The sequence below is a fragment of the Lysinibacillus sp. NPDC093688 genome (assembly GCF_050280145.1).
Taxonomy (GTDB): domain Bacteria; phylum Bacillota; class Bacilli; order Bacillales_A; family Planococcaceae; genus Lysinibacillus; species Lysinibacillus xylanilyticus_B.
Map to the genome: position 1 here is coordinate 38,743 of NZ_JBNNUX010000009.1, position 18,564 is coordinate 57,306.

At 33.7% G+C, this 18,564-nt stretch carries 18 protein-coding genes and 2 pseudogenes; 7 read left to right on the forward strand and 13 right to left on the reverse strand.

The window, feature by feature from the left end; genetic code table 11:
• Positions 1 to 12: 12 nt before the first annotated feature.
• From ACQKN2_RS09530 to ACQKN2_RS09540, 3 genes are read right to left on the reverse strand one after another with little or no spacing between them, the layout of a single operon-like run.
• Complete coding sequence (locus tag ACQKN2_RS09530) at positions 13 to 669, reverse strand: amino acid ABC transporter permease (RefSeq protein WP_427414763.1); 657 nt, start codon at positions 667 to 669, stop codon at positions 13 to 15.
• A 15-nt stretch (positions 670 to 684) separates the two neighbouring features.
• On the reverse strand, positions 685 to 1,470 hold the full coding sequence (locus ACQKN2_RS09535; RefSeq protein ID WP_427414764.1) for a transporter substrate-binding domain-containing protein: 786 nt from the start codon (positions 1,468 to 1,470) through the stop codon (positions 685 to 687).
• A gap of 15 nt (positions 1,471 to 1,485) precedes the next feature.
• Complete coding sequence (locus ACQKN2_RS09540; RefSeq protein WP_427414765.1) at positions 1,486 to 2,829, reverse strand: aspartate aminotransferase family protein; 1,344 nt, start codon at positions 2,827 to 2,829, stop codon at positions 1,486 to 1,488.
• Between the two features lie 661 nt (positions 2,830 to 3,490).
• Here ACQKN2_RS09540 and ACQKN2_RS09545 point away from each other — a divergent pair.
• Entirely contained in the window at positions 3,491 to 4,111 is a 621-nt protein-coding gene (locus tag ACQKN2_RS09545; RefSeq protein WP_427414766.1) for a LysE family translocator, read from the forward strand.
• A gap of 198 nt (positions 4,112 to 4,309) precedes the next feature.
• On the opposite strand, the gene ACQKN2_RS09550 is transcribed toward ACQKN2_RS09545, so the two are convergent.
• Complete coding sequence (locus tag ACQKN2_RS09550; protein WP_427414767.1) at positions 4,310 to 4,756, reverse strand: DinB family protein; 447 nt, start codon at positions 4,754 to 4,756, stop codon at positions 4,310 to 4,312.
• A 376-nt stretch (positions 4,757 to 5,132) separates the two neighbouring features.
• Between ACQKN2_RS09550 and ACQKN2_RS09555 the strand changes: the two genes are divergently transcribed.
• On the forward strand, positions 5,133 to 5,594 hold the full coding sequence (locus ACQKN2_RS09555; protein WP_427414768.1) for a DinB family protein: 462 nt from the start codon (positions 5,133 to 5,135) through the stop codon (positions 5,592 to 5,594).
• A gap of 430 nt (positions 5,595 to 6,024) precedes the next feature.
• Here ACQKN2_RS09555 and ACQKN2_RS09560 read toward each other — a convergent pair whose 3' ends face one another.
• From ACQKN2_RS09560 to ACQKN2_RS09570, 3 genes are all read right to left on the reverse strand, one after another.
• Positions 6,025 to 6,567, reverse strand: a complete 543-nt coding sequence (locus ACQKN2_RS09560; protein WP_427414769.1) for a GNAT family N-acetyltransferase — start codon at positions 6,565 to 6,567, stop codon at positions 6,025 to 6,027.
• 134 nt (positions 6,568 to 6,701) lie between these two features.
• The gene (locus ACQKN2_RS09565; protein WP_427414770.1) at positions 6,702 to 7,580 is read right to left on the reverse strand and encodes a GNAT family N-acetyltransferase; all 879 of its coding nucleotides are present in this window, start codon (positions 7,578 to 7,580) and stop codon (positions 6,702 to 6,704) included.
• Between the two features lie 565 nt (positions 7,581 to 8,145).
• Positions 8,146 to 8,319: a hypothetical protein gene (locus ACQKN2_RS09570; RefSeq protein WP_323650011.1), complete on the reverse strand. Its 174-nt coding sequence runs from the start codon at positions 8,317 to 8,319 to the stop codon at positions 8,146 to 8,148.
• A gap of 280 nt (positions 8,320 to 8,599) precedes the next feature.
• On the opposite strand from ACQKN2_RS09570, the gene ACQKN2_RS09575 reads away from it, so the two are divergent.
• On the forward strand, positions 8,600 to 8,950 hold the full coding sequence (locus ACQKN2_RS09575) for an N-acetyltransferase family protein (protein WP_427414771.1): 351 nt from the start codon (positions 8,600 to 8,602) through the stop codon (positions 8,948 to 8,950).
• Positions 8,951 to 9,018: 68 nt separating this feature from the next.
• On the opposite strand, the gene ACQKN2_RS09580 is transcribed toward ACQKN2_RS09575, so the two are convergent.
• The gene (locus ACQKN2_RS09580; protein ID WP_427414772.1) at positions 9,019 to 9,777 is read right to left on the reverse strand and encodes an MBL fold metallo-hydrolase; all 759 of its coding nucleotides are present in this window, start codon (positions 9,775 to 9,777) and stop codon (positions 9,019 to 9,021) included.
• Positions 9,778 to 10,004: 227 nt separating this feature from the next.
• Here ACQKN2_RS09580 and ACQKN2_RS09585 point away from each other — a divergent pair, with 227 nt between their 5' ends.
• Positions 10,005 to 10,415 carry an Lrp/AsnC family transcriptional regulator gene (locus tag ACQKN2_RS09585; protein WP_427414773.1) on the forward strand — a complete coding sequence of 137 codons (411 nt, stop codon included), beginning with the start codon at positions 10,005 to 10,007 and terminating at the stop codon, positions 10,413 to 10,415.
• Here the strand turns inward: ACQKN2_RS09585 and ACQKN2_RS09590 are convergent.
• On the reverse strand, positions 10,405 to 10,959 hold the full coding sequence (locus ACQKN2_RS09590; protein WP_427414774.1) for a hypothetical protein: 555 nt from the start codon (positions 10,957 to 10,959) through the stop codon (positions 10,405 to 10,407). The two genes, ACQKN2_RS09585 and ACQKN2_RS09590, sit on opposite strands and share 11 nt — an antisense overlap.
• Positions 10,960 to 11,098: 139 nt before the next feature.
• On the opposite strand from ACQKN2_RS09590, the gene ACQKN2_RS09595 reads away from it, so the two are divergent.
• Positions 11,099 to 11,278, forward strand: coding sequence for a hypothetical protein (locus ACQKN2_RS09595; RefSeq protein ID WP_427414775.1), 180 nt, complete (start codon positions 11,099 to 11,101; stop codon positions 11,276 to 11,278).
• 308 nt (positions 11,279 to 11,586) lie between these two features.
• Here ACQKN2_RS09595 and ACQKN2_RS09600 read toward each other — a convergent pair whose 3' ends face one another.
• A complete protein-coding gene (locus tag ACQKN2_RS09600) occupies positions 11,587 to 12,030 on the reverse strand; it encodes an NUDIX hydrolase (protein ID WP_427414776.1) in 444 nt (147 codons plus the stop codon).
• Positions 12,031 to 12,214: 184 nt separating this feature from the next.
• Positions 12,215 to 15,340, reverse strand: a complete 3,126-nt coding sequence (locus ACQKN2_RS09605; protein ID WP_427414777.1) for an ATP-binding protein — start codon at positions 15,338 to 15,340, stop codon at positions 12,215 to 12,217.
• A gap of 293 nt (positions 15,341 to 15,633) precedes the next feature.
• Here ACQKN2_RS09605 and ACQKN2_RS09610 point away from each other — a divergent pair.
• Positions 15,634 to 16,449, forward strand: a pseudogene (locus ACQKN2_RS09610) (helix-turn-helix domain-containing protein).
• A 26-nt stretch (positions 16,450 to 16,475) separates the two neighbouring features.
• Positions 16,476 to 16,628, forward strand: a pseudogene (locus ACQKN2_RS09615) (EamA family transporter); the annotation flags it as partial.
• 169 nt (positions 16,629 to 16,797) lie between these two features.
• On the opposite strand, the gene ACQKN2_RS09620 reads toward ACQKN2_RS09615, so the two are convergent.
• Positions 16,798 to 17,094: a hypothetical protein gene (locus ACQKN2_RS09620; RefSeq protein ID WP_427414778.1), complete on the reverse strand. Its 297-nt coding sequence runs from the start codon at positions 17,092 to 17,094 to the stop codon at positions 16,798 to 16,800.
• Between the two features lie 235 nt (positions 17,095 to 17,329).
• Positions 17,330 to 17,866, reverse strand: coding sequence for a GNAT family N-acetyltransferase (locus tag ACQKN2_RS09625; protein WP_427414779.1), 537 nt, complete (start codon positions 17,864 to 17,866; stop codon positions 17,330 to 17,332).
• Positions 17,867 to 18,564: the final 698 nt, after the last annotated feature.

Below are 18,564 nucleotides of genomic sequence, written 5' to 3' on the forward strand. Positions count from 1 at the left end.
AGGTGTCCTCCTCTACATTTCACTTACAGACATTCTTCTTTCCACACGGTTTAATATAAATGTAAAGAAGGTTGTCATTACTAGATAGAATCCCGCTGCAACTAGATAAAATTCAATAAATGCATAGTTAGAAGCTGCATAGCGTTGCGATACCATTAGTAACTCCGATACTGTTACTAGTGAGGCTAAGGAAGAGTCTTTAAGCATCATAATGGCTTGATTTCCCAATGACGGTAAGGAAACGCGTAACGCTTGAGGTAAGATAACTTTTCTCATTTGTAAAAAATAACTCATCCCTAATGATTCAGCGGCTTCAATTTGGCCTTTAGATATTGACATAATGCCACCGCGGTAAATTTCAGCAATATACGCAGCAGAGTTAATGCCTAATGCAATTACAGCTGCAACCATAGGTGATAGCTCAATCCCAACTTGAGGTAAACCATAGTAAATAAGAAATAGTTGTACAAGCATTGGAGTACCTCGAATAATCCATAAATAAAAGTCCGCTATTAAACGAATAATCTTTACTTTAGAAATTTTCATTAAAGCAACAAAAAGCCCTAAAATTAATCCAACAATTGTGGAATAAAGTGTTAACTTTAACGTTACCCACGAAGCTTGCACCATGAAGGGTAAAAAGTCTGTTACTAAGCTGAAATCCAACATATAGTATCTTCCCTTCTATTTAAAAATACTTCTACCAAACCATTTTTTACTAATTTCATCATAGGTACCGTCTTTCACCATGTCTTTAATATGTTTATCAATTTCATTGACTAAGTCTTTTTGGTTTTTGTTGACTGTAATGCCCGCTGTTTCATCGTATAGTACGTTACCTACAGGAGTAACATCGTAACCGTTTTCAAGAATGATATTGCCACCTACTGCTTTATCAGTAATTGAACCATCAATACGACCGTTAACTAGATCTTGGAAAGACAGTAAATCAGACTTGTACAATACAGGTTCTCCACCTAGTCTAATGACTTCATCTGTAAAAGTAGTTCCTGTCACAACACCAATTTTCTTCCCTTTTACATCAGTTTCTAGATTTTTAATAGCTGAATTAGACTTCGTGAATAGTTGTGCACCTGTATAATAATAAGGTTCTGTGAAATCGACTTTCTTTTTTCGATCCTCTGTAATCGCCATACTTGAAATAATAATTTCATATTTTTTAGAAAGTAGTCCTCCAATGATTGAATCCCATGGTGTAGCAACGAATTCGACTTTTACCCCCATACGCTTAGCAATTTCATTAGTAATGTCTACATCAAATCCTTCTAATTCATTTTTTGAATTGTAGAAGTTGAATGGTGGATAGGCTCCTTCAATACCGACTTTTATGACACCCTCTTTGTTAATTTTTTCGAAAGAATCATTAGCTTTAGAATTATCACTAGAGCCACATGCTGATAAAACAGCAACAAAAATTAACATCAACATACATAAATATTTTTTCATCATTAAGCCTCCCCCGATTTAAATGGTTCTTTCCATTTCATATAATGTCTCTTCAAATATGTTCATAAGCTTTTCGACATCAGCTGTTGTAATATTTAGAGGAGGCGCTATTAAAATATGCTCTCCTTTAGTACCATCTAGACCACCACTACCCGGGTAAAATACAGCACCTTTCTTCATTGCAAGTGAATTAAATTTTGCTGCAAACAGCATTTCTTTATCAAAATATTTAACTTCTTCTTTATTTTCGAAAAATTCAACACCTATTAATAATCCCTTACCTCTTATACTTCCGATTGTCTTACTATTTTTTTTAATTTCATTTAATCGCTTATAAATAAACAAACTTTGATTCTTTACATTCTCTTTAATGTTTTGATTTTCATACTCTGCAATAGCACTATATCCAGCAGCTAAGCACACAGGGTGGCCACTGTATGTAAAGCCATGCAAAAACTTACCGTTGCTATATTTTTTTAATTGTTTCATTAAATTTTCATGAACAATCATTCCTGCTAATGGTGCATAACCCGCAGTAACTCCTTTACCGAAAGTAATAATGTCTGGTACTACATCTTTTTCGTGTAGAATGGCGAAACTCTCACCTGTACGGTAGAAGCCAGTCATTACTTCATCTACAATCATATAAATATCAAATTCACTACATATATTACGTATTCCTTTTAAGTAGATACTTGTAGGCACCATTGCACCTTGTTGACTTCCTACAATAGGTTCTACAATAATAGCTGATACACTTTCTGCTCCTACCTCGTTTATAACTCGTCGTAACTGATTTAAACATCTTTCATCTTCTTGTATCTTATCTCCTTCAGAAAAGTGAGGTGGATAATATGGTGCATCAATATGTTCGGTCTTATTAAGGAGAGGAGTATATGGATAACGTCGTTGAACATCTCCACCAACAGAGAGTGAGCCTATCGTATTACCATGATAAGATTGCCATCTACCGATACTAATAAATTTGGTTGCTTTTCCTCTATCACGATTCATTTGTCTACAAAGTTTTATGGCAGATTCATTTGCCTCAGATCCACCTGAACAAAAAAATACTGATTCCATATTTTTAGGCGCTAATTCTATAATTTTTTGTGAAGTTAAGTGGAGAAGGTTTGTCTCAAACCTCATTGTATGTACAAAACCAATTTTCATAGCTTGTTCATACATAGCTTTGGCAATATTTTCGTTGCTGTGCCCCAAATTAGCGGCTACTGCACCAGAGCTTCCATCAATGTACGCCTCACCATCTTCGGTAAATACATGAGAGCCCTCACCATGTGTAATTATGGGATAATTAGTATTAAAATCTCGATGAAAAACAGAATCAATTATTTTTTCCATATCTCACACCATCCTCTTTTTCTGAATATTGGAATAATTTTAAAGAAAAAAAATCAAGCAGAAGAGAAAAAAGTAATTTGGACATTACTTTTTTTAACTTTGCTTGATTTTATTGAGACCATGATTAGGGGATACCTGATCACTTCAATATAACCGCAATAATTATTTTTTTAATATAAAACATTCTTTTTCGAGCAAATTTAAATCAAAAAGGACGAAAAATTATTTCTTTAAATTTAAATCAATTATTGATGTCTGTCAATATACTTTATGTTTTTAACTATGTATGTATGTAATAGATTCTTTCACTACTGTACGAAGGTTGGTGTTATATGGTGAAGGTATTATTGACATACAAAGATAAAATTTAGCCCTTAAAATGATAGTGGAACGTATCCTATCACTATAAACACAAAAAAATAATTAGAGTGGATCTAACATCTTGATCATATCCATTCCACTATAATTCAATAATACACAAAATTATACAAATATAACTAAACCATTTTCAGATTTTTGTAAATAGTTATATTCTTTCTTTTCAGTATTTCATTATCGACATATATATAGAAGATAGCATATAATATTTTTTGCATTCATTAAGTCAATTTTATTATTCTCTTAACTGGATGTTTAGTTTATTAGAATAGGATGGATAAACATGTTATCTTTTATTGCAATAGTTCTTCTCTTATTTTTAATTCCTGGTCCTGCGGTGATCATTACCATTACGCAAACGCTGAAAGGTGGTAAAAAGAACGGTATTTTCACTGCATTAGGCATTGGACTAGGTGATTTAGTCCATACATTAGCAGCTGTCTTAGGGTTATCCGCAATTTTAATGAAATCTGCTACTGCGTTTGAAGTAGTGAAATATATTGGTGTTGCATATCTTGTTTATTTAGGTATTCAAATGCTAATAACAAAACCACAAAAGATTGAAAAACCAACTGTTGAACAAAGTCCGGCAAGTACTTCGTTCCGACAAGGTTTTTTAGCGGAAATTTTAAATCCAAAAACGGCATTATTTTTCTTAGCGTTTTTACCACAGTTTGTTCAACATAATGGCCAATCCATCACTGTACAATTATTAATTTTAGGCATTACTTTTGTTGTGATGAGCGCTTTGTATACTATTTTGTTAGCTATTATTACAAGCTTTATTGGTGAAAAAATCTTTACGAAAACAACAAACAATGGTTCGCGTTGGCTTGAAAAGGCTGTTGGTTTCGTTTATATAGGGCTAGGCGTTAAATTAGCACTTCAAACTCAAAGTAGATAATAAATATAGTTTCTTAGGGAGAACACGATTAAACGTGCTCTCCCTTTTCTATTTCAAATTTTATCTTTTATTAATGCTGTTTTAGTAAAGATTGTTGCTTAATACCAACGTGATGTTTGTAAAACATATTTGTAGCTAACGTGTACAAAAAACAAAGAGGGACGATGTCTTTTTGTACATTCGCCCTCTAGGAATTCTCTAATCTAACAGCCCTCTTCGAATGAGATTTGCCGTAATTGGTTCCCGTCCAATTTCTCTCGCCCATATTGATAACTGACCTATGTGATGTATCTCATGAACGATGACATGTCTTATAACTTCACCGTATGTGAAATTAAAAAATTTATGAACTTCAAGTTCTCCCGACCAGTCCATAACAAATTTCTCTATGTTTGGGCGACAAGTATCTGATAGTTCTTTAACTGCATCAAGTGATGTATAGTCCTCGTAACTGTAATGAAACTCAGGTTTCCCCTGCAAACCATTAATCCAAGCTTGCTCAACATCTACAACGTGCAATAGAGTTCGAAGAATGCAACCTACTCCACCTATACGGTGCTGTGATAATTCATCAGAAGATAGCTGCTTACACCAATTGAACCATTCATCCCGAACCTGCCAATTGTATTGAAATAGAGCCTGCATTGTGAAACACCTCCTACCAGTATTTAACTTTCTCTGACTAATTCTACAAAGTGTTTTATATCCTCTTTCTCGGCTGTCCTAGTTCAATAATTTGTCTTCATCGGTTGTATTCATCGTCTAGTAGTGGATGAATTCCGCTCATTTATTACTTCCTGAACATTTTGATTCATCAACGTTTAACCCTCCGTTCTATGAACTAATCTGTCCTTTAGTTGAATAACGATTAGATAATTATTCTACAACTAGCAATTATTTTCCTTTACTAATATTTTATTTTATAAAAGCCACAAACTTTACGAAAAGAGCCTTTATTTAAAAAGGAATTTGATCAATTTTATCTAATAATAAACTTAAAAAAAGAAAAAGGAGTTTTAATATGAAGCAACGTCATAAAATTCTATTTCAACAGTTGGAGAGCTATCGAAGTGAAGTATTGCATGTAGTAGAAACCGTTAACGAAGATCTTGCTGACATTACACCCACTGGATTTCATAATAATATTCGCTGGAATATGGGTCATATTTATTTAGACCAATTTTTGTGGATTGAGGCTTTGACAAATGAAAAAGAAGATAAGGAGCTTGTGGCATTTCAGTCTTGGTTCGGCTATGGTACATTTCCATCTAATTTTAATGATGAAACTCCGTCGTTTGAAGCATTAAAGAAGTTATTAAAAGTTCAGCCTTCACAATTAAAAGAAAAGTATGGTGATCGTTTAGAGGTGGAATTTCCTCCTATTGATATGAGCATGAATACGATTGAGCAAGTACTAATTCGAACAATTTTCCATGAAGGAATGCACTTACAAACAATACTTGATATAAAAAAGTTTCTTTAATTGCTAAAAACCAAGTTTACATTTTGTCTTTTCATCAATGAAATTAAGGTGTCAAATTTATTAATGTCTGTCTTCTTCAGCAAAACGAGGGGTTGATGTCCGTTTCGGCTGGGCGCTTTCCTTGGGGCGTTGGGCCAACAGATATTTTTTGCGCGAAAGCGAAGCGGCAGCGGCACCGAGGTTGGTCACGAAGGCGTTATCACAGGACATGATGCTTTTAGCCTTCGTTCTCCTACCCGCTTCGCTGACGCTCCAAGGTCTCATCTGTGAAACTAATCCCAAAGAGTCGCCCAGCCCCCACTCTAATTTATAGTGATACAATGATTTTCAGCAATACTAAAACCATTAGGTAAATCTCCTTAAAAACTGATATTTTACCTTATCGTAAACAATGCTATCTGCAATACTTTGCACTCCTTTCTTTCGATAATTATGATTCAAATACAAATCCCATTTCAATCCTTACTTCCCTTTTTTCAATATCTTTATTTGAGTAACTTACTAAATCACATCCAATAAGATGAAATCCATGCTTTCTGTAAAATTGTATAGCAGGATAATTAGAAGTTTGTGTTTCTAAAACGATTGCCCGCACCGCCATTTCTGCTGCTCGTTTTTTGACCAAAGCCATGAGTTTACTGCCTATGCCTTGCTGTTGATAGGCTTGATCAATATGAATATCATTAATTCTTAACACATTGTGCCACTTCTCATGACTAAAGCTAACAATTCCTGCTTCTTCTCCATCAAAATCAACAATATAGCATTCAATATCCTCTATATGATCCTCAAAAATTTCACCTTCCAAATACTTGTGAAATGGCGTGTCGAGATGTTTTAACGTAAAATCAATTGCCCAGCCATTTTCTTTTTCTTTAAAGGAAACATCATAATAATTATCGGAGCTGTATTGATAAATAATTTTTTTGCCTTGCGGGAAATTTTCTTTATAAATCCTTTTTATTTGTATCAAGTAGAATCACCCTTTTCTCATATCCTTATAATAAAAAAATTTTCTTTAGACAATCATATTGGAAATGGGTATTTCTGCAAACAACATACCCTGCTTTTTGGCAAACTCAAAAGTAATTCTACTTAAACCGGGCCTTAGGAATGTGATGTCAATGGAAATAAAGGTCGTTCTGTCCCGAATTTTATCATCGGCCGAATAAACAATACATCGTCCTCGGCTTCAATTACTTCAGACTCTAGATCCTGGCAATCAGGGATAAAATGAAAAATGATTCTTTTTATATCCGATGTTGTGATGTAGCCTAAAACCTCTTTTACATCAATGTTACTGCGACTAATTACATCAAATAGATGTAATTCCTCACCCTCTTTTTCGAATAATACAATAACGTCTTCTTCTTCGATAAAATAAATTGAATGAGGAAATGCAATTAGAAAATAAAACATAAGTAAACTTTCATTATTTTTCACACCTAAAATCGACGAAGATGGAATTCTTTCCTTCGCATACAATTTCAATAAAGATAAATCGTTGTTATTCTCAACATCTAATTTTCGAATCATTGTGTTTGATTTTTTCTTTAATTTATCAGCATTTATAAAATATCTACTTTCTTGTACTCGCGAAAACCCAAATTTCGGATAAAAATCAAGAACTGTTTCATTCGCAAATAAATAGATAAATTCAAATTGCTCCTCATATTTATCAATGATATCGTTCATTAATTTTCTTGCTAAACCTTTATGACGATAATCTGGATGCGTCATTACTGTACCAACTTGTATGGCTTTATAATCCTTACCGTTTACAGTAACAGTCATTTTACTTATGGATGCATTTGCAATTACTCTTTCTCCATCGATATATGAATAACAAATATATTGATCGTTCCAACATCCTTTTTCATACCATTGGCTAAAATCTAAATCAAAAACTAACTTTGCTAATTCATTAAAACTTTCTCTATAGTTTTGATTGTCCTTATAATCAAATATTAATTGATAATTTATCATAAATACGTGCCCCTTTGCGTTTAATATATTCAAATAAAAAAACGATTACCATTTTCCTCACCTCCTTACAAAACAAAAAAAGACTATAAGAAGAAATCCTTCTCATAGTCAAATTTAAATTCAATATAAATCGTTGCCCCTCAACGTAATTGTAGCTGTCGCTTTGCTTTCCACAGAAATAATACCGCTGGCGCTTTGGCTCCCGCATAAATTATACATTCAGATTTTGCCTTTGAATCCTACTTGAGGCTTATAGCAGATATTGAATATATGATTTGAATAGATATGATGACTTCTAATCGCTATTGTGCAAATGGGCGAACTAAAAAGAACTAAGGTATAAACCTTAATTTGCCTTATTACACTTTAAAATTCTGTTGAATTTCCATTAGCAATTAATAAGTTTCATCATAAATAATCAAACCCTCATTTCAATATGTATTTATCACCACTATACATTTTTATGGATAGTTCTGTAAAGAAAAATTAAAATCCAGTTTTTAAGTACAAGCTTATAGACCATTAGCAAAGCGAAAGTCTATAAGCTTGATGTTGCTTATTCTATTTACTGTTTTGGTGTATTTGCAGTAAGTGGATTACTGTTTGCAACTAATTGTACTGGTGTCGTGCCTTGCTGAGAAGACGGTGTCATTTGTTGTGCATCGTTTGACATTCCATAACGTTTCACTACACCAAAAATAGCTGCCGCGCCTATAATTCCCCATGCTAAAAATCTCACTGAAGAACGCCTCCTTTCTCATACTGACTATTTTTAAAAACAGCCTTAGTATCGGAAATTCTATGCGGTTTATACTGTGTTAGCTATATGAGTTTTTTATTCCATTTACCTAAAAATCACAGAATATGGTAAAATAAAATGGAATGAAATTCGATTGGAGGTAGAGCATGAATATAAAAATTGCAACAATAAATGAGATCCCACAAATAGAAGTATTATATGAAGAACTGTTTGTAGAGATGTCAAAACTACAACCAAAGTACCTCCAGCAAAACAGGATGTGGAGTTTCTTACAAACACAATTTCAGAAGATAAATCAGATATTTTAGTGGCTGAAATAAATAACAGTATCGCCGGCTTTTTGCTAATTCAAGAATTATCTACTCCTCCTTATTCTTGTATCGTCCAGCATAATTATGCATATATTATGGATATAATTGTTGGAGGACAATATCAAAGTAAAGGCATTGGTTCAGCATTGCTACAAGAGGCAAAAAAATGGGCTGAAGAACGTAAATTAGATCACTTAGAGCTAAGTGTATTAGCAGAAAATATTGGCGCTTTTGCCTTGTATGAAAGACATGGATTTAAAGAAGCGAGCCGTACTATGCGCTTAGAAATTAATAACTAAACAAACAAGTAAAACAGATAACTAATAATAGTTATCTGTTTTTACACGCAAATCACATTCTCAGTTTATTAAAATGCGTATCCTTCACCATCTTCTGGCACGAACACATGAGCAGTGATTCCTCTTTCGTTGATAAAGCTTCTTAAGTCCTTTCTTGATAATGTCCAATGATTGACCGCTTCCATATGACTCACGATAATTTTTGCGTTTGGAGCAGCTTTGTATACTTCGTAAATATCATCTTTCCCCATTATGAGAGAGCCACCCTCTAAAAATTGATTGTCTCCTCCATTAACAACAATAATTTCCGGATGATTTTTTTCGAGCACTTCTTGAACTCCGTCATACCATACAGTATCTCCAGCGATGTATAATTTTTTCTCGTTCGGATGGTTAAAGACAACGCCACACACTTGACCAATAAATTTTAAAACTTCTCCTCTGCCATGTTCACCTTTTGTTTTGATTAATTGAATACCTTCAAACATGGTATCTTCTTGTAAAATTTCCACATTGAAAAAACCAGCATTTCTAACCTCATTAGCATCTTCTTCATTTTGAACAAACATTTTAAGATCTTTCGGTATGACTTCTTTAGCGACTTTATCGAAATGATCTAAATGTAAATGAGTTACGATTACAGCATCGACGTTAATGAGATTGTCAATGGATGTAGGTAATTCAACTAATGGGTTATTTTGATCCTGTCTCACAGAATTTTGAACAGGAGGATATGCACCTTTATTCGCTAAAACTGGGTCAACTAAAAATCTTTTCCCTGCATATTCGATTATTAAAGTGGCATTTCGAATTTGTTGGATTTTCATATTTATAACTCCTTTTCTATCAATTATGCCTCGGCATAATTGCGTCCGGAATCGGCTTTGTGCAAGCACAAAGAACTCCTTTCCGATTCCGTGACATCCGCCGGAGGCTTTAACTTCTTTCAGTAGAAGTTAAATTAAATTTAGTTTATACTATGTCCGAATAGTCATTACATAGATAAAATCAAGTCTTTTACCGATTTGACTTGAATAATGAAAGGAGTTGCTACATGTTAGATAGTACAGATCTGCGTATTATAGATGAGCTTTCTAAAAACAGCCGTATTACGATGAAAGAATTGGGTGAGAAGGTTCATTTGACTGGGCAAGCAGCGTCATCGAGAGTGGCAAGACTTGAAGATAATGGGGTTATTGAACGCTATACAATTAATGTGAATCATAATAAATTAGGTAGCAATGTCCATGCATTTATTAATATTTATACAAAAAGTCTGTACCATGAACCTTATCTGTCATTTTTAAAAACGCAGGAGCAATTTGTTCTTAATAACTTTAAAATCAGTGGCGATAGTTGCTATCTTCTTGAATGCAGGTTTCCATCAAACGAAGTATTAGATCAATTTTTAGTTGATTTAAATAAGCATACGAACTATAAATTGTCTATTGTCATTAGTAAATAAGAAGAATACCAGGCCTCTCTAGATTGCCTGGTATTTTTAAATTGTTGAAGATTTGATTTCCCACTTTTACATAAACACTACCGAATAACTTGCCATCAATATAGGCATCCAGCTTCCACATGCCGCTTTTTGGGAAAGTCATATTGGTCGGAGCATGGTTATCTGCCCCACTGTTCGGTCCAAGTAACTTAGCATCTGTAACCAATTCAATTTCTTTATGCGTTAATTGATGAGTACCCTTTACGCTAAGTTTGTCTCCTGTTTTAATGAACTCTCCCCAAAAGTGCCAGCCGTATTTTCCTGGTTTACTAGCAATTATTTTTTCTTCTTTACTTTTCGTAAATCCTACTAATTGCGGTTCACCAATCAAACTTAAATTTTTAGATGTGAAATACTCGCTTTCTTTCCACTCATTTTCCTTGGCTAAAACTTCTCCTATAAGTTTCGAACTATGATCCTGTTGAATGATGTCGTTTGATTCGTTATGTGAGCAACCTACTAATACCAATCCGCAAATTGTGATGAATCCAAAAATTCTTTTCACGCCTATTTCCCCTTTTATTGTTAAACGTTTATTTTTCATTTTTTGTGACAAAGAAAATTTTTATCATCGCCATTTCCGTTATATTCTAAGTGGAATTGCGCAATCTAAAACGTAACAAACAATAACGGAGGTTGTAGCAATGAAAAAATTCTTGTATGTCGGGGCAATGAGCGCATTCTTTCTAACTGCCTGTTCTTCTCATGACGAAGCTCCAGCTAGTGAACAAGCAGAAGCAAAAGAGAAAACCGTAAATGCTGAAACAAAAGAAAATCTTGAGAAAAGTTTTCTATATGAAGCGGAAGATCCATTTACAAATTGATTGCTGAAGACAGATAACTAATTAAGGTTATCTGTTCTTTATTATGTACTTAATATCACTTATAAAAGATACATCACGATGGAAACTTACTAATGGTTTCAAGCATCTGACCAAAACGATTCATCCTATCATGTGGATTTTAAACAAACCTATGCATACCTTATGCTCTTTAGACGGAAAACGGATATTGGACAACATTTTACCACCGATTCCTGAATCTACAGATTTGATTATTATTTTAAAAAAACCAACAAAAATATATCTGAAAGTTGTTAAATTTTTTTGGGTGATGTTTATAAAAAATAATTTTATAACTTTAATAAGGCTTCATTAACTGCCCAGCTTTGATGTTCGTGGAATAAGCTATCAATTGCTTGATTTGGTTCAATCCATTTAAGGAAGTGGTCTACTTCAGTAGGTCTACTTATTTGTCTACCCGCAACGCATAAATAAAAATAACCTTCGCTAAGGTAATATTTATATTCATTGGTAGAATAAAAATATCTCCGGGCACACCCTATAAAATGACCTATTTCAATATCCATCCCCATTTCTTCAAGGGCTTCTCTTTTCAAACACTCTTCGTGTGTTTCATTATTTTCTATTCCACCACCAGGAAGAAAATAATTGCAATCATTTGTTTGAATAATTGCTATTTTATCTTTCTGACTATTGAACATTAAACCATAAACAGCAGGTCTACATATGTATTCTTTGCCATCTTGTTTTTGACCGAATGTAATCATCTCCATACTTAATACTCCTCTGCATCTAATCTGCTTTTATTATCATTTCATCTCCTTACTAAACTGTTTCTATAGTTAAAGAAAAAATCCTGCAGAAACAGGATTATAATCGAACTTTATTTTAAATGAACAATATTTTTATAAACCGCACCCCCATATCAAATGAGAGTGCGGCTCCTATTGAAAGTTCTTATTTTACCATCAATTCACGCTTATATTGCTTTGATCTTTCTTTCTTTTTAAGAACTATAAACGATATGGTTGTACCTTGATTTAGGCTGCTTTTTATTTGAAGTCCCTCACTGTAATGTTGTTTTAAGCGAAGATCTGTATTAAGCAATCCAATGCCAGTTGAAGTTTCCGATTTTCTTTCAAGTAAACGTTCCATCGTAGCTTCATCCATTCCAATACCATCATCTGACACAGAGATTTCAATGTACGTGTCGTAATCTACAATGCAAATATGAATATTCCCGCCCGTTTCTCGAGGCAAAATACCATGTTTCAATGCATTTTCAATTAATGGTTGGATGGTCAGTGATGGTATCATGACGTCAGTAGATACTTCCAAATCCCACGTTACGTTTATCCGTTCCCCGAAACGTTCCTTATGAATATATAGATAGGATTGAACAAGGTTTAACTCGTCCTCAAGTGGCACAAGCTCATCAATATTTTGGAACTTAAAGGATTCCCTTAAAAAATCACTTAGTGCTTCAAGTAGCTTACTAGTACGGTCGATATCAATTTCACTTAACGTGATAATGGCATTTAATGTATTAAATAAAAAATGAGGCTGTATTTGTGCCTGAAGCCACGCTGCCTCCATACGAAGCCTTTCTTGTGCAGATTGTTTAACGTCGGTTAGTGCCTTCACTCTGGATCTTAACTCTAAAGCGTCCACAGGCTTTGTGACATAATCATTAGCACCCGATAAAAATCCATTTTTAATATCTTGAGATTGACTTCTTGCCGTAAGGAGTAAAATAGGTAGTTCGGTTATTGAAAATTGCTGACGAATTGTACGTACTAATTCGTACCCAGACATATTTGGCATCATTACGTCTGATATGACCAAATCCCACTCTTGAGACATTAACATTTCGAGTGCTTTACTACCACTTGTAACCGTTACTAAGTCGTATTTTTCTATGGAGAGTATTGTTTCGATGACTCTTAAGTTAACTGGATCATCATCGACGACCAATACTCTAGGTCGATTTGCTTCCATGATTGAATGATTTTCAGTTCTATCATTCAATGGATTTGTTGAAGTCGCTACCGTTGATTCTTCCTTTGCACTTGAAAGCAGACCCCCATTTTCTGTTGCATCTTGTTCATCAGTTAAGTTAGATATTGGTAAGGTAAAAGTAAATTCTGACCCTTTCCCTACAACTGAATTTGCCTGTAATGTTCCCCCATGTAGTTCAACTAAACGTTTACTAATACTAAGTCCTAGCCCAAATCCGCCTTCAATCATTACTTTACTAAGGGTCCCCTGCTCATAGGGTTCAAATATACGTCGAATCGTTTCCTCATCAATACCAATTCCAGTATCCGAAATCACAATTTCCGCCATACCATTTTTCACATGACCAGAAATCTTCACTTCACCTTCGTTCGTGTATTTCACCGCATTATGAAGTAAATTGAAAACAATTTGAATCACTCTATTTTCATCAGCCATTACTTTCGGAAGATCTTCAGGGATTTTATTCATTAATTGAATCTGCTTTCCGTCACTCATAACATAGAGCATATCTAATACACCCGATACGATTGCGTGAATCGACACAGTTCTAAACTTTAGTTTAGGGTTATTTTCTTTTAAACTCATTACATCTAGTAAATCATTTAACATAAGTGACATACGACTTCCTACAGATAGCACTGTTTCTAAATCTTTGACACTTTTGTCACTAAGTACTCGTTCTTCTCTTTCCAAAACAGCTTTAGAAATGTTAAGTATCCCATGAAGTGGATTTCGTAATTCATGAGACGTATTGGCAAGGAATTCATCCTTTAACTTATCTGTCTTTTGAAGCTTAATAGCAAGTTCTTTCGTATCCGAATAAACTTTAGAATATCCTTTAAACCATAAAATAGCCAAACAAGTCATCGTTATAAAAAGATCAATTGGATACATGATCACTTTTATTCCCAAAATGAGAAGAAGGCCATACCAAATAAGATTATTAGTAAATGCTAAAATGGCAAGAAGTAAAAAAATATTACTTCTAATCTCTTTAATAGATTTTCGCATGACTGTTAGGGTCGTTATAAACAATGGAATTCCTAATAGAACAATATAAAAATCTTGATTACTTACTATATAGCGAGTAGGTAACACGAATGCCATAAATGTAGCTATACCACAGAAAATACTAAACCAACGTATATATTTTCTCACATGTTGAGGCAACCATTGTTTTATGCATTGAAGAAGTGAAAAGCCTATTCCTACCATAGCAACATGAACTAATTTAAAGCCCCAGTCGTAATTAATCGGAAACCAATAAGATAATAATTTGTCATCGCTTCCTAATAGGTAATAATTCATAGTGCTTATCGATAACAAAGAAAAGTAAAGTAATCTTCTTTCTTCCATATTTCCTACAAAAAATAAAATGATGGAATAGATCGCGTGTATTAAAAAAACCACTGCAACTAGTTGTTGCATAGCCATCGACAATTGAGTTTCTCTAGCTAATATATCCTCTTTTCCTAATTTAATGGAGCGAACAATTCCACCATTACGAGGATCCTTAAAGTTAGCAGCCTGAACAATGATTTCGATCTCATTGTGACCGTTTGCTTCAAAGGAGACAGTATACGGAACGTTCTTGGCAACTGTTTTTTCTGCATTTTCCCCTATCTCACCTGATTTAGCTAATTGTCTACCATTTACATATATTTCTGAGGCACTTCGAACACTCGGAACTCGAATACTGTAGGTTATCTTGTCTTCCGGATTGACGAGTAATTTTAAGCGATAAGAACCGTAGCCATAAGGCGTTATCTCTTCCTCTTGTAAAGAAGTACCCCAGCCCCCTGGAACTTGTATGTATGTAGCATGCTTCTTTGTGGATTCTAAATGTTGTTCTTCACTAATCAACCAATTATAAGGATAAAACTCCCACTCTCCATCAAGTGTAATAGCATGACCGTTATTAAAATTCCAATTTCTTAAATCCATTTGCCCTTTTACAACAAATGGTTGATCTGAATTATCAAATAAATTCAGCCATAAAAATCGTGAGCCTGTTAGAAATAGAATAAACAAGCTAATGATGAGAACAATTTTTCTCTTTTTCATTCAAAATAATTGTCAAAAGGTAGTTTGTGTTTTTCTGTTATTAACACAACACAAGCCCCTTAGGCCAAACTACACCTCCTACGATATATTATCCTAACATGGTTACGTTTACTTTTAAATCTAATTATTTATTATAAATCCAAATTTTACATTGCAATATTATTATGTCGATGATTGTTTAACAGGTGGTTTAATGCAAGAGCCAAATTTTAGGTAGTCAATATCGTACAATAAAAACTAAAAGATTTGTGCTACACTTACTTCTATATTACCGATAAAAAGGTGGCCATGAGATGTTAGAAAAAAGAACCGTTCATTTTGATTATGATTTACAGATTGAAGCCTATCGTTTCTGTGGAATCATGAAAAAAATTCCCAAACCACTTCCATGAATACTATGTGATTGGGTTCATAGAGAGACAAAGACGATTAACTTGCAAGAACAAAGAATATATCATCAATACTGGTGATTTAATATGTTTTAATCCTCTGGATAATCATGCTTGTGAACAGATTGACAACAAAACATTAGATTATCGTTGTTTAAATATTAAGCCTGAAATCATGCGAAAAGTAACCAAAAAGATTACTGGAAAAGACTATCTGCCCCAGTTTAAAACTCCAGTTGTTTATTCAAGTGAACATACAAGCATATTACATAATCTTCATCGAATGATCATGAACGAATTACCAAAAGATGAAAAGCAAGAAACATTTTATATGTTTATCAAGCAGTTAATTGACGAATATACAGAGCCTCCTACTGAAGCTGATTCTGGCGCAAAAACAGAAATGATTAAAAACCTTTGTCAGTATATAGAAGCACATTATCAAGAGCACATTACTTTAGATGATTTAGCGAGAATGGCAAATTTGAATAAATATTCTTTAGTACGAGCATTTACCCGTGTTCGCGGCATTACGCCGTATCGTTATCTACAAACAATACGTATCAATGAAGCAAAGAAGCTTTTGGAACAGGGAGTGACGCCATTAGATGCGCCCTGTATAGTGGCTTCGGCGATCAAAGTCACTTTAGCCATTTTTTTATGGAATTTATCGGTTTGACCCCTAAACAATACCAAAATATTTTTACTAAACTTAATTAATAGTCGACTATTAGAAAGGCTAGTATATGGAGAAAAAAAATACTGTTGGTCATACAGCAGCACTTATTACCATTTTGATCTGGGGAACAACTTTCATCTCTACTAAAATATTATTGAATGATTTTACCCCTATTGAAATCCTTTTTTATCGTTTTGTCATAGGTTTCGTTGTGTTACTGACCTCCAATGTCTCTATTGCTCATATTTTTCCTAGAGTAATACTAATTTATCCCTACACCTTCTATAAGAATGACTAAGGGTCACTTTCCTCCAGTGACCCTTTTATCTTTCATATACGTCTAGCTTGACGACTTTATCAACAAATATTATTTTAGAATCAAATCCTTTTCATTCGTCCCCTACATCCATCTCCTTCAAAAATTTATATAGATACATAGAAAAAAATGAAAGTCCAACCAATAGCAGAATTCCGCCAAATATGAAATTCGATAAAATATACCCTTTCTTTATTACTAGGAAACTTTCTGTATCCATGCTTCCACCCATTGATGTACTTAAGTACTCATTTGCTGAATCTACACCATTTTCAACACCGTTTATTACTATTAAAAATCCAATCGCGATTAGGACAAATGTAAACAATCCAAATCCATACTTTTTAATATGCTTCATATTTTCACCCATTCCCCTCTTTTCAAAAATATTATATGTGTGAATGCTTCTCACGGTCGTGAAATGATTTGAATGAATCCTTGTTATCTCTAAATATTCGACAAAACAAGTCACTTAGTTTGAAAATATAAACCCTTACCTATTGGCTGAACAATGTAGCTGACGCTACAAAAAACATTTGCTGAAAAAGGAAAATATCGTTTCAATGATAAAGACCAAGACAGTAATTAATCTTGGTCCTGGGCATTTATGATGTTTTAACCTTTGTTAAAGAAAAAATATTAGTGTCATACGGAACACCGTTTTGGTGCATATAATTTTTTAGTATCCCTTCTTTTTCAAAGCCTAATCTGGTTAATAGTTTATTTGAAGCTTCATTTTCAGTGAAAACAATAGCTCCAATACGCATTAATTCCATCTCTTTAAAGCCAAATGATACGACTCTATCAACAGCTTCCTTTGCATATCCTTTACCCCAGCTCTCAGGAAACAGTGCATAGCTGATTTCAGCTCTTTTATGCTCAGTAGACCACTCTTGAAAACCGATAGTACCAATAATACCTTCTTGGCCTTTTAAGGCAATACCCCATTTAATTCCACGTTTTTCATCATAATTCTTTGAAAAATTTTTAATTATTTGTTTAACCTGCTCTAAATTTGTTAAAGGATTTTGCCCATAGTGGCGTAATACATCAGGATTTGAAAAACAATTTAAAACTTCTTGGGCGTCATGTTCAGTAAGTTCTCTTAACACTAATCGTTCAGTATCTAAAATAGGAAACATCTTCTTCACTCCATTTCCAAATAAGGTATAAGTTAGATTCTATATTAAAAGAGTAAGAGTTGCATTACTGATTTTTTCTAAATCTTCAACAAATTCGGTAGAACAATAACCTTTATAAATGGCAATCTATCCAACAAGGTTCATTCCAATCAATGCATGAAGACCCATACAAAGAAAGATAGAAAAATTCTAAAAATAGCTCTTTATTGATAGATAATGAAATGATCTCTCATGCCAATAAACTTAGCAATTTCAACCCTAACTTGTCGTGTTGAATTAATTTTATCAATAATTCATGATTAAAAACCTTCCTTACATAAGGTAATTGGCCCTGAGTTCTTTACTTAGTACAACATACTATAAAGATAAAAAAGAAGTTTCATGTGTTTGTGGTTGTAATATAAATTTGCCACAACCATTGTTCGAATAGCACCTTATTCCCTATTTTATCAATGATACTAGTGCGCCCCTGAAGGCACGTCTTAAAATTGTGGCAATCAGTCATTAATTGTGGTGCTTGCTTCTATGGGCCTAGTCGAAGTAGGAAATATCGCATTCCAACGTTTAGTAATTAATTTCAAATGTTCGTAAAGGAAAACTATGTAGAAATGGATGCCGGTAAATATGAACTACACTTTAAAATAACAGTAGAAAATCGACATAATTCCCTTCTACCCAGTGCCCATAGCTGTATTTTA

Coding starts and splice junctions, on each gene's coding strand:
- ACQKN2_RS09535 (WP_427414764.1), bottom strand. CDS start 1,470: ATGATGAAAAAATATTTATGTATGTTGATGTTAATTTTTGTTGCTGTT.
- ACQKN2_RS09565 (WP_427414770.1), bottom strand. CDS start 7,580: ATGATAAATTATCAATTAATATTTGATTATAAGGACAATCAAAACTAT.
- ACQKN2_RS09555 (WP_427414768.1), top strand. CDS start 5,133: ATGAAGCAACGTCATAAAATTCTATTTCAACAGTTGGAGAGCTATCGA.
- ACQKN2_RS09620 (WP_427414778.1), bottom strand. CDS start 17,094: ATGGGTGAAAATATGAAGCATATTAAAAAGTATGGATTTGGATTGTTT.
- ACQKN2_RS09625 (WP_427414779.1), bottom strand. CDS start 17,866: ATGTTTCCTATTTTAGATACTGAACGATTAGTGTTAAGAGAACTTACT.
- ACQKN2_RS09605 (WP_427414777.1), bottom strand. CDS start 15,340: ATGAAAAAGAGAAAAATTGTTCTCATCATTAGCTTGTTTATTCTATTT.
- ACQKN2_RS09595 (WP_427414775.1), top strand. CDS start 11,099: ATGAAAAAATTCTTGTATGTCGGGGCAATGAGCGCATTCTTTCTAACT.
- ACQKN2_RS09580 (WP_427414772.1), bottom strand. CDS start 9,777: ATGAAAATCCAACAAATTCGAAATGCCACTTTAATAATCGAATATGCA.
- ACQKN2_RS09545 (WP_427414766.1), top strand. CDS start 3,491: ATGTTATCTTTTATTGCAATAGTTCTTCTCTTATTTTTAATTCCTGGT.
- ACQKN2_RS09585 (WP_427414773.1), top strand. CDS start 10,005: ATGTTAGATAGTACAGATCTGCGTATTATAGATGAGCTTTCTAAAAAC.
- ACQKN2_RS09600 (WP_427414776.1), bottom strand. CDS start 12,030: ATGGAGATGATTACATTCGGTCAAAAACAAGATGGCAAAGAATACATA.
- ACQKN2_RS09530 (WP_427414763.1), bottom strand. CDS start 669: ATGTTGGATTTCAGCTTAGTAACAGACTTTTTACCCTTCATGGTGCAA.
- ACQKN2_RS09540 (WP_427414765.1), bottom strand. CDS start 2,829: ATGGAAAAAATAATTGATTCTGTTTTTCATCGAGATTTTAATACTAAT.
- ACQKN2_RS09550 (WP_427414767.1), bottom strand. CDS start 4,756: ATGCAGGCTCTATTTCAATACAATTGGCAGGTTCGGGATGAATGGTTC.